Origin of the sequence: Paenibacillus auburnensis (assembly GCF_927798115.1) — a bacterium.
In the GTDB taxonomy this organism is placed as follows: domain Bacteria; phylum Bacillota; class Bacilli; order Paenibacillales; family Paenibacillaceae; genus Paenibacillus_AQ; species Paenibacillus_AQ auburnensis.
Genome location: NZ_CAKMMG010000001.1, coordinates 2,412,940 through 2,426,764 on the forward strand (window position 1 = coordinate 2,412,940; position 13,825 = coordinate 2,426,764).

Here is a 13,825-nt window from a genome sequence, read left to right on the forward strand (position 1 = left end):
AAATCCGAAGACAAAGGCGGACGCTGACGCTCCTACAGTTCCAAAATCCCCCTCCATTGCTCTCCTTTTCTCATATTTTAAAGTTCCTCTTATATAGTAAATTTTAGGGTAAGCATAGACAGTGCCTTTTGTAGAATAGGCACGTTGTTAGCGTATAAGCTGCTCTTCCCCCGCTCCCAGGCTGCCTCCGGCTCATGCCATTCCACGGCGTTAATCTCTTCAGCCTGCGCTTTGGTCACCCCGCCCACCGCTTCCACCAGGAAGTAATGGACTTCCTTATCGACTTTACCGTGCAACGGATGCTGAAAAGTATATTTAATAATATCGATGGGTGCCTTGATTATTCCGACGGTGCCTGTCTCCTCACGGATTTCCCGCAGCGCCGTCTCCTCTACGGTCTCCCCGTCCTCCATCTTGCCTTTGGGCAGCGCCACTTTGCCGTAGCGGTCCACGATCAGCTGTATTTCCAGCTGCCCGCTGCCTCTCCGGTACACCACGCCACCCGCTGAAATTTGCTTATGCGCCATGTTGATAGCTCCTTAAAAGTTTTGTAGCATAGCATCACTGAATCATCAGCGTCAAAACTCGCTTCGGAAGCATTCGCTTAGTTTTGCACCATCAGATAGCAAGAAGGACTTCATCTCCCGCGGGAAATGAAATCCTTGCTTGCGGCCATCTATAGATGCTAGTGTGCGATTGAACGAAGCTCAGTCCGGCTGATGCCTACCAGCTCGCCCTTACATTCATTGACTCCGGCTTCGGTAATTTTCACCTGGCAAAGCTCACCCTGCAGCGAATCATCGCCGCGGAAGAATACCTGAAGGTAATTGTCACTGAAGCCGTGCTGGATGCTGCGGCCCGGTGCATCTTTGGCGGACCGCTCGGCAATAACCGATACGGTCTTGCCGACGAAATTACGGGCATACGCAAGCTGCATCTCCTCGGAGAGGTCGATTAGCTGCTGAACACGGGCATTCTTGATCTCTTCATCGACCTGGTTTAGCATCCGCGCAGCCGGTGTGCCTGTCCGCTTCGAATACGGGAATACATGCATCTCGGAGTAGTTCACGGCCTTCATGAAGTCATAGCCGGCACGGAACATTTCCTCCGTCTCACCTGGGAAGCCGACGATTACGTCGGTTGTAATGCCGACATCCGGCATGGCCTGGCGGATCAGCTGCATTTTGGCGTAATATTCCTCAGTCGTATACTTGCGGCGCATAGCTTTGAGTACATCGTTATGTCCGGCCTGGAGCGGAATATGCAGGTGGCGGCACATTTTGGAGCTCCGGTTCAGCACATCCAGCAGTTTCTCGTCAATCTGGCTGGCTTCAATCGAGCTGATGCGCACCCGCTCCAGCCCGTCCACTTTGTCCAGCTCCCAGAGCAGATCAGCGAGACGATAGTTGTCCAGATCATCGCCGTAGCCTCCGGTGTGAATCCCGGTGAGTACAAATTCCTTGTAGCCTGCCTCAACCAGCTGATGCGCCTGGGCAACGATGGATTTCGGGTCACGGCTGCGTGACAGTCCGCGCGACCACGGAATAATGCAGAAAGTGCAGAAGTTGTTACAGCCATCCTGAATTTTCATAAAGGCCCGCGTCCGGTCGGCAAAGCCAGGCACATCCAGCTCCTCAAATTCACGCGTCTTCATAATATTGCGCACGGCATTAACCGGCTGGCGGGATTCCTGTATATTCTTGACATGGGTCATAATATGCTCACGGTCCTGGTTGCCGATGACCAGATCGACGCCGGGAATATCGAGAATCTCGCCGGGAGAGGTCTGCGCATAGCAGCCCGTTACAGCTACGATGGCCTCCGGGTTGCGGCGCACGGCGCGGCGGATCATCTGCCGGCTTTTTTTGTCGCCGGTGTTCGTTACTGTACAGGTATTGATCAAATACACATCGGCAGAGCCCTCGAAATCCACCTGCTCGTAACCTTCATTTTTGAAAAGCTGCCAGATGGCTTCAGTGTCATAGAAATTGACTTTACAACCTAAAGTATAAAATGCTACGGATGGCATTGTTCAAGCTCCCCCCATTTCTCCGGATTCATATAGAATACATGCTGCAGCGACCATACCTGCTGTCTCGCAGCGCAGAATACGGCTTCCAAGTCCAACGGATACTGCCCCGGCTTCTTCGGCCGCACGGCATTCCTCCGGGCTGAAGCCACCTTCGGGTCCAACGACGATCATGACCTTGCCCGCAGACTCCGGAGGGAGCGCGGATAGCCAAGGAGCAGCGGCACTGCGCAGCTGCAGGCCTTCTTCCTTTTCATAACAGAAGTATACCGCATCGTACCCGCTGAAGCTCTGTAGCAGCTGCTTCCAGCTTAGCGGTGAAAGCACGGCCGGCACGATATTCCGGTGTGCCTGCTCGGCGGCTTCCTTGGTGATTTTGCGCCAGCGCTCCAGCCGCTTGCTCTCCTTACGCTCATCATACTGCACGATGGTACGTTCTGAGAGGAAGGGGGCAAAGGCCACCGCACCGATTTCGGTGCATTTTTGAATGACCGTTTCCAGCTTGTCGCCCTTAGGCAGACTCTGGGCCACCGTGATTTTGATACGCGGCTCATGGGTCATCTCCAGGGGTTCCAGGATGTTCACTACAACCTCGCCAATTTCAATCAATGCAATTTCCACCAGGGCTTCACGGGAGACGCCATCGCTTACAATCAGCTTGTCCCCCGCCTTACCGCGCATGACCTTAGCGATATGTCGGGCATCTTCGCCCCCAATGCTCACCTGATCCGTGCCAAACTGCTCGGGTGCTACAAAATAACGCTGCATATTCAACCTCATTCTGTTCGATTATTCAGCGTAAAAACGGCGGCGTTCCTGCTGTCCAGGTCTCCGGCCGCCGCTCCTTACGCACATGTAAACCCTCTAAAAATAACACATTACATCATACAACGTTTGCCTGTCTGTGAACAGCCCCTGTTACAGTGCTCCATATCCGAACAGCTTGAGGAACAGATTGATAAAGTCAGTAGCAATTTGCTGTGACCATGTGTTCAGCGGCCGGATGGTATAAGCGCTCAGTCCGGGAATGAAGATGATCAACAAGAAGATAAAGACCGTCCACTGTTCATATTGCTGTAATTTGCCGCGGATCGGACCCGGGGCGATGTCTTCCACAATCCGGTAGCCGTCCAGCGGCGGCAGCGGAATCAGGTTGAACACAAACAGGAAGAAATTGAACGGAATAAACATTCCGAAGAACCAGTATATCGCTCTTAACAATTGCTCATTCGTTATCGATTCCATTACGCCCGTTGCAAAAAGTGCCGCATAGATCAGCGCACCAAGAATACCAAGCAGCAGATTGCTGATCGGTCCGGCAGCAGATACAATAACCCCCATCAGCCGCGGGCGGCTGAAATTGTCGCGGTTCACCGGAACCGGACGGGCCCAGCCGAATCCGGCAATGAGCAGCAATATAATACCGAACAGATCAAAATGAACGGCAGGATTCAGTGTCATGCGGCCCAGCAGTCTTGCCGTCGGATCACCGAATTTGTTGGCAAAGTAGGCGTGAGCGAACTCATGCACAGTAAATGCGATCACAATTGTAATCAGAAAAAACGGAAGCTGCTGCAGGGGATATACTAAAATACGATCCAATGAATCCATCTCTACCTCTTTCCGGCTGTAATTGCCACCCAGTCTTCTTCACGGGTAATTTCCATAATCTCAAAACCGGAAGCCTCAAGTGCCTGTGTCACAAGACCTTCCTTATCCTTATAGATGCCGGAGGTAATATAAATCCCGCCCGGCTGCAGTGCACGGAATACATCATCTGTGAACAGCACAAGAATCTCCGCCAGAATGTTAGCCACTATCAGCTTAACAGGAAGTGTCACTCCAAGGCCCGAATCTGCCGGAGCTTCAGTCTCCTGCGCATTCGTATAGCCGGGTCTTGCCGCAGGCCACATATCTGCCGCTGCAGTATCCGCTGCGCCTTCGCCGCCAAGCAGCGACAGCAGGTCGCTTTCTTTTACCGTAACCGATGCCTGCAGTCTGTTCAGGACCACATTTTCCCGGGCACTTTCTACCGCGACCGGATCAAGATCCAGTGCAAGTACAGACTTTGCTCCAAGCAGAACCGCACCCACAGCCAGAATACCGGATCCCGTTCCTACGTCGATTACTTCCTCGCCGCCGCTGATTCTCTTCTCAAGTGCACGCAGGCACAGCGCTGTCGTAGGATGCGTACCTGTTCCGAAGGCCATGCCGGGATCGATTTCAATAATTTTCTCATCCGGGCCAGCTGGTGTATATTCTTCCCAGGTAGGTTTAATGGTCAGACGCTCCGATACACGCAGCGGCTTGAAATACGCCTTCCAGGCATGAGCCCATTCGTCCTCGTCCACGGTTTTCCAGGAGATCAGCGCTTTGCCGGGATCAATCCCGAACTCCCGCAGCTCTTCCACACGCGGTGCGACTTCCGAGATCACATCGTCCATCGAAACCGTCTCGGCATAGTAACCTTTAATCACAGCTTCACCGATCGGAATATCATTCAGCGGCTCGTCGTATAATTCGCCGTACCGTGTATCTCTAATTTTACTCAGTGTTCCTGACTCTTCAATGGAAACACCGCCTGCTCCGGCTTCATACAGCAGATTGGATATCATCTCCTGTGCCTCTTCTGTTGTATGTACCGTCAGTTCATGCCATAACATGTGTGTAGGTCCTCCTAAAATAATATGCAGTGGTTGAATATTTAACAGTATAACATTTCTTCTATAGGTAGCGCCAAAACCGCGACTTCTGTGCGATAGTTCCGTTATTTCACCGGCGGCAAAAGCAGTCAGCCGTATGGTCATTCACCATGCCCGAGGCCTGCATAAACGCATAACAAATCGTAGAGCCGACAAACTTCATGCCCTTCTTCTTCAGCGCCTTGCTCATCTCGTCAGACTGGGCGGTGGTAGCCGGAACCTCGGAACGTGTCTTCCACCCGTTAATCAACGGCTTTCCTCCGATAAAGCTCCACAGGTAACCGGCAAAGCTACCCTCATCCCGGCAAATCTGCAAATAGACCTCCGCGTTCCGCAGAATGGCATTGATCTTCAGACGGTTACGGATAATGTCCGTATCCTGCATCAATGATTCAATTTTTGCTTCATCATACTGGACAATCTTCTGCGGATCGAATCCGTCGAAGACTTTCCGGAAATGCTCCCGCTTCTTCAACACGGTATACCAGCTCAGTCCGGCCTGCATGCCTTCCAGCATCAGCAGCTCGAACAGCTTCCGGTCATCGTACAGCGGCTTGCCCCATTCTTCGTCGTGGTAGGCGATATAGAGCGGGTCTTCGTTAACCCAGGCACAGCGTGTGATCTTCAAAGCTTGTCCTCTCCTTTGTCTCTCAAGCTGTTATACAAGCGTCGGTCTGCATCAACCATAATAATATTCTATAATATCATATCAAAAAAAACCGCCCGCCCCTGCATTAGGGTATCGGACGGCTTAAATTCAATTTCATTATGAGTCTGAACAGTCGGCAGAGTTTAAGGCTGCAGCTGTACCCGCGTCTCTTTCTCCGGCTCATCGGTCGTGTAAAAGAACATATAGATCGAAGCTTCTGTCCCTTTGAAATTCTTATAGACGTCGATAGCTTTGTTATTTCCGTCTCCGGTAAAATTGGTCGTAACCGGCTTGCCCAGAATACGATCTTTACCCAAATTGATATGGGTTTGGTTGACTCCGCCGAAACGGGCGTCATCGCTTTGCGTCTCTACGAACAAATCACTTCCCTGCATGTAATAGGTCCATTTCACCGGGTAGCCGCCGGTATCGCGGATCAGCGTCTGTTTGTCAGCAGAGATATTAGTCAGCTGTAGCGGGGTCTTGTCATCGCCATGAAGAGTAACTTTGTATCTGCCGACGAAGGTAACCGGCGTCTGCTTGCCGATCACGAGATCACCCGGACGCTCGAAGCTGAAGGTCGATAAGGAAGGATCATTCCTTGTGCTGTAATACAACCCCTCCAGCGTTTTGCCGCCGACCTCAAGTTCTACTTTATGATAGGGAATCTGCGAATAGTTCTTATTTTTCACTTTAACAGAGACCCGGATCTGGGTGGGTGTAACCACCATACTCTCAATAGTATTCACTGTATCGCCCGGTTCCAGCGGAAGATTCAGCGCCGTTTTGATCGTTCCGCTCTCCATTTGCTGTTTACTTAACTGCAGATCGAAAGACCATGGTCCGGTAATATTTTGTTCCAGCTTGGTATATTGCAGCTTGTAGGCGGTCTGTCCTTCGGGAACCTCAGCAGTCTTAAAATATTGCTTCATGGTGTATTCACCGTTATCCCCAGGCGCGCCAAAGGTACCGGGTATCGAATTCACCAGTTTACCTCCTTTGTAAGCAACAATCTGCGGGTACGTCCACTCCTTCGCCTGTGGATTATCATAAATGACTGCCGAAGACAGCAGCAGCTTACCGTCACTTTGGGTAAAAGGCTGTACCTCCAGGCTTTGCATACCTTCTTGCCCGATCTGGAAGGTCTGGAGCGCCGAAGAGCCACTGTCAAGAGAGAGTTCCTGCTCCGTTTGAGTAAAGGACTGCACTGCTGCCGCTGTCAAAGTAACCTTAGCTTCCTCCGACTTTGAGGTCCAGTCACTCTCAAAATAGCCATTGTACCGCTGGTTTTTTTCATCCCACTGCTGGTAGCTGTACTCGCCCTCGCTGCTGTTTCCTTTTTCATCCTTTAAGGAAAGGCCTTTTACATTCCAAAACTCCTGATCCGCCCGTTTCCCTACATCCAGACTATATAGAATCACAGTCCGGTTCTCATCGACAATTGCCGTTCGCAGCGTCAGCGTTACCCCGTCCCTGCTGATAGATTGACCCAGCTGCTGGCCCAGATTCTGGTCAAGCGCAGCTTGGACACCTTCCCTGTCGCGCAGCAGATTTCCCCAGTCATATTGAATAGCCGCATATACCGGGGCGGCAGCAAGCAGCGCACTAAGGGAGGCTGCGACCATTACCCTGCGCCAGTTTTTCACACGGTACGAACCAGCGCCCCCAGCTGCATCCGTCTTTAACGGTACAGTATTTGTCGCCTGCTCTACCCGGCCCCACATGCTATCGAAATCCGGATAGTTAACGGCGATTTCTTCATTTAACTGATGCTTCAGCATATTTTCCAGCTTCTTCAAAGGGGGCTCTCCTCCATTCTTCATCTTGTATTCCGGCTTCCAGCAGAATCCGCCTCATCATTTTCAGGCCCTTGTGCTGTCTTGATTTCGCTGTACCGAGCGGTATGGACAGTGCTTCTGAGATTTCAGCCAGACTGAAATCATGCATGTATCTTAGTGTCAGCACCGCACGGATTTTCACAGGCAGCCTGGACAAGTACCCTGCCCATTCCAGCTCCGTCTCCTTTTGTTCAATCAGCCGCTCTACCGGAGTTTCACTATTTCCGTTCCAAAGATGCAGATTCTGTGTGACCTTCTGCTGCAGGCTGCGCGAGCGTTTCAGATGATTCAGGCAGGCGTTGACCGCTATTTTCATAATCCATGCCCGGACATGCTCGACATCCTGCCAGTGGCTGCGAAAAACGGTGATAAACACCTCCTGGCACAGATCCTCGGCATCAGCCGCATCATGCACCATGTAGTAACAGGTCCGGTATACAGCTTTGTTATAGGCTTCAAATAATTCCCGGTTGCTCTGCAATTCTGGCCCTCCTTTCTTGTGTGATCTGTCTATTTAACAATCCGGCTCCGGAAAAGGTTCATTTCTCTGAGCATAAACATTTACCGCTGCTTTGACCAGGGCAGGAAGCAGGCTTAGCAGTGCTACGGAACACAAAAAAGGCACACCCCGGAGGACAATGTCATTAAGTTAAGACGTAGGGCCAAAAATCAAAAAAAAGAGCAGGTTATCGAAAAGATAGCCTGCTCTTTTTTTGCACAAATATATTCTAGTGCGCAATAAACTCAGTTCACTTCTTACTCATTTTAATCTTAATTACATCCCCTGCCTCGCCTCCAAGAACGATCAACCCGCCTTCTGGCAAGATTATGGAGCGCTCATCACTTACAGCAGAGAAATGTACAACCTTGCCTTGTGCATCATACACAGCAAATCCTCCGCTAACTGGTACATCAACCGTCATACTTTTATTCGCGGATTGTTTACCAATCTTGAACCAAACGGCATGACCATTAGAGGGAATCGTAACCTTGGATGATTTGCCTGCATAGATCGGTTTAACAGCCTCTTCACTAATATAAGAGAAGCCTTCGACTTTCAAATACTCCACATTGTTCACCTTGTAGAAATTCAGGTCGAACGCATCTCGACCGCTCATTACTGGAATTTCAGCGACATTCAGCGCCTGGTTCGCATCTACAATACGAGCACCCGAGACATAGCCTTGATCAATCGTGATATTTTTCGTAAGAATCGAAGGTTCCATATACATGATTGATGTGATTTTCTCGTTCACCGCGTAATAATTTTTACCGTTTCTCTTCTCCCATGCTTTCTGTGTTGTTTGGTCTAAGGGATTGGGATTCAGCTTCTGATATTCATAGGTTACCATAATCATCTGGCCGATTCCCGGGATTGTTAAATATGCTTTGAGCTTCAAGTAAGTTTTGCCATTCTTCTGCTCGTCGAAGCTTACGGCTGCACTGCCATCCATGCTGGTAAATTGTCCATCACCTGTATACACATATTTCTGCGGAGGAATCATCCCTGCTAATACAGACAGTTCCAATTCTCCATCCTTGATCTCTATATTCGCTGTAGATCCCACAGCCCCATATCGTCCCGAATAAGCTTGTAGTTGAGCGGGCATCTCCACTTTTACTGCAGGCTTGAAGGTCTTATCTGGTTGGATCTCTTTAATCTTCCCGGTGTCCTCCAAATATTCCAACAATACTTCCGATGCAAAAATCGTATTATAGATCGAGCTTCCACCGGAAGTGAGTACTGCAATGCTAAGGTCATATTCGGGGATCGTCGTTAAAGCGGCGTGGTACATCGTCGTATCTCCGCCCTTGTTTAGTGCCGTGATCCCATAATCGCTGAATGGGGCCAAGCTGACTGCATCCCAGCCTAGACCGTAGTTAAACGCGTTCGTCTCCTCAGGCACCCACAGTCCTCTCCTGTATTCAGGATTCTGCATAGCCTTGGCTGATTGCTCCGATAGAATATCTGTCCGGTTGCCAATTAACACTTCTCCGAATGCCGTCAACTCCTCCGCAGTGGAGAAGATTCCTCCCGCTCCAAGGACGTTCGCATATTCGACGGGTAGAGCCTTTTCTATAGTTGGAAAATAGGTTTTGGCCAGCTGTTCTCTATCAAACTCGTCTAATGGGGTTTTCGTAGAGCTTAAATGTAATGGGCTGCTAATATATTGATCCAGAAATTCTGAATAGCTTAAACCGCTCACTCGTTCTACTAAGAGCTCCAGCAGTTGGAATCCATCATTACAATAGACGGAGTATTCACCTGGATCAGATTTCAATCGTTCAGATTGTAATCGTGACAGCAGCTCATCATGATTCTCTGTGTCGGTGTCGTCGAATAGCATACTGTTCCCGTAATGTGTACCGAACAGACCTGAGGAGTGATTCATCAACATACGAGGTGTAATGTCCTTATAGCGTTCATCCGCCATCTTAAACTCTGGAATATAAGTAGTCAGCGGTTTATCGATATCAACCTTCTTGGCATCTGCTAGAATCATGGTTGCTGCAGATACATACATTTTGCTCACCGAGCCGATCCCAAACATGGTGTCTTCGGTAATCTGTTCTCCATTTGCTTTGTCAGACACCCCGGCACTATCTGATAGGACAATGGAGCCTTGATCCCGAATCGCATACTGTATCCCACTCACCCCATAAGAGGATACGATCTCCTCCGCCAACCGCTGCGCTTTGTCTTTGGCCGTTCCCTTCTCACTCTCAGCCGAGACTTGGGTCACCGGCACAACGAACATCGCAGCCGCGAGCACCGACATCATCATTTTCTTCAACATCAACTTCTTCATCATCATTCATTCCTCCTCAAATTCACCCATGGAATTTTTTACTAAATTCATCATACAAGGAATAGACCTCTGCCTTTGGAAAAAACCCTGAAACGAAAAAAACAATCCCTAAACAACAAGTTGTCTAAGGATTGTTCGTGTGGAAAGGTAGCACAACCATATTGTTAAACACCTTATGCTCTGCCTCAATCGTCATGTTTCCACCATACTTCTCGCATATTCTTGCGATATTGGTTAAGCCGATACCATGATACTCGGGGCTTGATTTCTGGCTGCGCAGCTGAGCAACCTCATTCTCCATATGATTGACGATTTGAATGAAGAGCGCATTCTCATTGGAATGGATCTTAATACGAACGTACCGGTCCTCCGCAAGTTTGATCTTCTTAGAGGCTTCGATGGCATTGTCCAGCATATTTCCCAGAACGACGCACAAGTCATAACGGTTAATGTGGACATCCTGGGAGTACAACTGCAGCTTCGTATCTATTCGAATTCCATTGGCTTGCCCAATATTAAGAGTATTCGTTACCAGAGCATCAATCGCGAGATTCCCCGTATTTACTCGTTGATAAGCCTCTTCTACTTTATTCTGTGTTACCTTGATATGCTCTAGTGCCGCTGCTGGATCATTACGTTTAATACACTCTTCAATATATAGAAACTGTTGGTTCGTATCATGAATGATTCTTTTAATCGATTTGAAGCTATGGACCGTCTTCTCATAGTTCGCATCCTGATAATCCATCTGATCTTGCAGCTGAGCTTTCTCGTGCAACAATTGAAATTTATCAACGATATTATCGAAGAGATAGATGACCATCACATTCAAGAGAAGGAATCCAATAATCGCGATGAAATAGTAAATATTCTTCTCACTATAAAAAGTGAGTAAATGAACCTGATACATGCTGATCAGAGGGACGAATAAGAATAAAAGATAATAACGATAATGCACAGAGAAGCTTCTGCGTTTCGCAATGAGTCTAATAATCTGAATGACAGCGAACATGATCATGCAGCTAAGCAAAATCGTCTTCGTAAAGATCAAACGGCCATTCTCGTTACTAGGATCAAGGGTGGTGAAGTCTATAGAATCTAATGAGGCGAAAATATATAACGAGATCATATTAGTCATTGTCACCAGAACTCCATACAGAACTGTAAAAATCACCTTGTTTTTGATTTCTACCTTGTAAGAATGCGCAATACTAAAAATCATAAGTAAAGCGACTAGCGAAGATAAGTAAGCGGACATCTGCACGACTAAATAGAGGTAATTAAGAATGCTATAAATGATAAAGTAACCGATTCTATTCGGCTTTCTAGTGGACTTATCAAATACGGAGTTAAAGAAGAAGTTGATCTGGAAGCACATCACTAGTATCACACAAATGATAATTGGTAAATGATATTGAATCATATTAGTTAACCTTCATAATCATATATTTGGTGTAGAAATCTTTAACCTCTTTAACCTTCGAACGACCAATCGGCAGCTCCATCCCATTAGACATGAGAACAACCCCGCTGGCGAACTTCTTCACATGCAGCAGGTTGATGAGGATCGAGCGATGGATTTGCAAGAAGTTGCTGTCTCTTAATGCAGTTGCATAATCCGCGATAATACCTTTGCTCTCGTAGGTTTGACTGGTGGTAATAATGTTGAGCTTGCTTTTGATCGTTAAGCTTTTCGCAGCCTCAATCCCAATGATGTCATCATATCTTAAGACGACCTCTTCGTAACCTGACTTAATGACCATAAATTTCTTGTCTTGCGCTTGGAAGTATTGGTACAGTTTGATGATCTTCTCCTCTAGAATCTCAGGCGCAATAGGTTTTATCAGATATTGGAAGGTGATCACATCGAAGCTCTCTATCATGTATTCAGGATAACTCGTTAGAAACACGATTTGCTCGTCGAGGTGATTCAAGCTCCTGAGCTTTCGGGCGGTCTGAATCCCATTGATCTCCCCCATCTCTACATCCAGAATAAGAATATGGAAGGGAGCTTCATTACGCTCATAGTGGGACAGTAATTGCTCTCCTGAGCTGAACAGCTCGATTTCGAACTCCACATTTGTTTTGATAGATAAGGCAATGAGTATACTCTTAACCCGCTCTCTTTGAATCTCATCATCATCGCATATCGCCACCCTATACATCCAAGACACCTCGCTTTACTGCAGTTCTCTTAGCTTTATATTCCATCAGTATACAACAATTATTGAAGAGGAGATGAACACTCTTGGGTTGAAATGCAGATTCTGATCCTTGAAATGCAGATGGCGCACCGCGGTATGGGTAAATGAGGTGGGAACTGGCATCTGATATTTCTAAGCGATATTGAGCGAGGTTCTTGGCGAGCTGCAGCCTGTTATGGCTTCGGTGCAAAAAAATTTCAGTCGAGCTTCTTGCTGGGTAAAATATTATCAGAGCTAATCCTTGATCTGCTTACCGAACATGACGATCCCGCGTTCTAAACTCAAATAACAACGATACGCATCGATCTCATATATCTTTTGCTGTTCCACATTAAATAGCACCCATATGCATCTATTTGTCTCTGGAGGAACTATTGCCGATTCGACCCATCCGACCAGGGCAGAAGGATACGCGCAAAATCCGCTGTAAATCAGTCGTAAGCTTCGTTTACAGACTAATATAATTAGGTTCACATGAACATTTTTTTAGCGGGTATTCCATCCGGTTTTATTGCTATACACTTTGTTCCTTGCTTGGACCAAAAAATAAACGGCACAGGACTTTTTCCCATGCCGTTTCGGATTTCATTACTTCTGCTCCAAAATCATCAGCTGTCGGTTCAGATCAGATAATATTAAGTACTTCCCGTGCTTGGGTATCCAGCTCCTGGGCGGAAACCGCAATTCCGGTGAACTCCTTCAGAGCCGTGTCTATCTGCCGCTGGCCTTCTTCTACATTGCTCTGCACTTGATCCAGGCCGGTCGACATTCTGCTAATTTCTTCTGTGATTGCATTGACACTGTCCCGAACCTCGGCAATGGAATGCTGTACTAGACCCGACAGCTTCCTGACCTCTTTAGCCACCACATCAAAACCGCGTCCGAACTCTCCGGCATGCGCCGCTTCGATCGCTGCATTAAGTGCCAGCAGATGCGTCTGTGATGCAATATCACGGATGGTCTGTACCACCCCCTGAATATCTCCGGCTTTATTCTGCAGATTCACCAGCGTAACCGAATTTTCATCTGAAACTCCCGCGATTTTGTCGATGCTCTGCAGCAGCTCACGGCTCCGTTCAATGCCTTTTTCTGCGCGCTGGTTCAGACTATCCGCCATCTGCTGCATCTTTTCCACCACATTATTCATGTTGATTTGCCTATGTGTGATATTCGTCGCAACCTTAGTTACTCCGATAACCTGTTGATTCGCTTCATTAAAAATCGGCATATAAGTTGCTTCGAGCCAGACCCTGTTACCCTCTGAATCCATTCGTTCAATTTTGTCCTGAAAGCTTGTCCCGGAAAGCAGATTTCCCCAGAACACTTCATACTCGGGACTATCCGCAAATTCAGGAAAACACAGCTCCCGGTGGCTCATTCCATACATATCCTCAGGCTTGTATTTCATTGATCCCGCGAACACCTCATTAACATATGCCACCCTGCGGTCCAGATCAAAGCGGATCAGGGCAAGATTTTTCTCTAAAGCTTTGACAACCAGCGCATCTGTGACTGTTTGGGCTGAACCGTTCTCCATAGTAATTTCTCCCTGTCTAACTTAATTTGTGATCTGTGACTTCCCGATATCATCAA

Annotated in this window: 12 protein-coding genes; all 12 read right to left on the reverse strand. The window is 48.0% G+C overall.

Going from position 1 to position 13,825, the window contains the following annotated elements; all coding sequences use genetic code 11:
* Positions 1-89 precede the first annotated feature (89 nt).
* The 12 genes from L6H70_RS11160 to L6H70_RS28690 all read right to left on the reverse strand — a co-directional run bounded on the left by L6H70_RS11160 (position 90) and on the right by L6H70_RS28690 (position 13,769).
* On the reverse strand, positions 90-527 hold the full coding sequence (locus L6H70_RS11160; RefSeq protein WP_236332760.1) for an NUDIX hydrolase: 438 nt from the start codon (positions 525-527) through the stop codon (positions 90-92).
* A gap of 158 nt (positions 528-685) precedes the next feature.
* Entirely contained in the window at positions 686-2,029 is a 1,344-nt protein-coding gene (mtaB, locus tag L6H70_RS11165) for a tRNA (N(6)-L-threonylcarbamoyladenosine(37)-C(2))-methylthiotransferase MtaB (protein WP_236332763.1), read from the reverse strand.
* 3 nt (positions 2,030-2,032) lie between these two features.
* The gene (locus L6H70_RS11170) at positions 2,033-2,797 is read right to left on the reverse strand and encodes an RsmE family RNA methyltransferase (RefSeq protein ID WP_236333255.1); all 765 of its coding nucleotides are present in this window, start codon (positions 2,795-2,797) and stop codon (positions 2,033-2,035) included.
* A gap of 150 nt (positions 2,798-2,947) precedes the next feature.
* Positions 2,948-3,640 carry a site-2 protease family protein gene (locus L6H70_RS11175; protein ID WP_236332765.1) on the reverse strand — a complete coding sequence of 231 codons (693 nt, stop codon included), beginning with the start codon at positions 3,638-3,640 and terminating at the stop codon, positions 2,948-2,950.
* Between the two features lie 2 nt (positions 3,641-3,642).
* A complete protein-coding gene (gene prmA, locus L6H70_RS11180) occupies positions 3,643-4,692 on the reverse strand; it encodes a 50S ribosomal protein L11 methyltransferase (protein ID WP_236332768.1) in 1,050 nt (349 codons plus the stop codon).
* Between the two features lie 109 nt (positions 4,693-4,801).
* Positions 4,802-5,353 (reverse strand): DNA-3-methyladenine glycosylase I, encoded by a 552-nt coding sequence (locus L6H70_RS11185; RefSeq protein ID WP_236333257.1) that lies wholly within the window; start codon positions 5,351-5,353, stop codon positions 4,802-4,804.
* A gap of 170 nt (positions 5,354-5,523) precedes the next feature.
* Positions 5,524-7,179, reverse strand: coding sequence for a DUF4179 domain-containing protein (locus tag L6H70_RS11190; protein WP_236332770.1), 1,656 nt, complete (start codon positions 7,177-7,179; stop codon positions 5,524-5,526).
* On the reverse strand, positions 7,139-7,699 hold the full coding sequence (locus tag L6H70_RS11195; protein ID WP_236332771.1) for an RNA polymerase sigma factor: 561 nt from the start codon (positions 7,697-7,699) through the stop codon (positions 7,139-7,141). Before L6H70_RS11195 ends, L6H70_RS11190 begins: the two co-directional genes overlap by 41 nt.
* A gap of 268 nt (positions 7,700-7,967) precedes the next feature.
* Positions 7,968-10,031 carry a serine hydrolase domain-containing protein gene (locus L6H70_RS11200; protein ID WP_423802792.1) on the reverse strand — a complete coding sequence of 688 codons (2,064 nt, stop codon included), beginning with the start codon at positions 10,029-10,031 and terminating at the stop codon, positions 7,968-7,970.
* A gap of 121 nt (positions 10,032-10,152) precedes the next feature.
* Positions 10,153-11,451 (reverse strand): sensor histidine kinase, encoded by a 1,299-nt coding sequence (locus L6H70_RS11205; protein ID WP_236332773.1) that lies wholly within the window; start codon positions 11,449-11,451, stop codon positions 10,153-10,155.
* 1 nt (position 11,452) lies between these two features.
* Positions 11,453-12,193, reverse strand: coding sequence for a LytR/AlgR family response regulator transcription factor (locus tag L6H70_RS11210; RefSeq protein ID WP_236332775.1), 741 nt, complete (start codon positions 12,191-12,193; stop codon positions 11,453-11,455).
* A gap of 664 nt (positions 12,194-12,857) precedes the next feature.
* Positions 12,858-13,769 carry a methyl-accepting chemotaxis protein gene (locus tag L6H70_RS28690; protein WP_279306744.1) on the reverse strand — a complete coding sequence of 304 codons (912 nt, stop codon included), beginning with the start codon at positions 13,767-13,769 and terminating at the stop codon, positions 12,858-12,860.
* Positions 13,770-13,825: the final 56 nt, after the last annotated feature.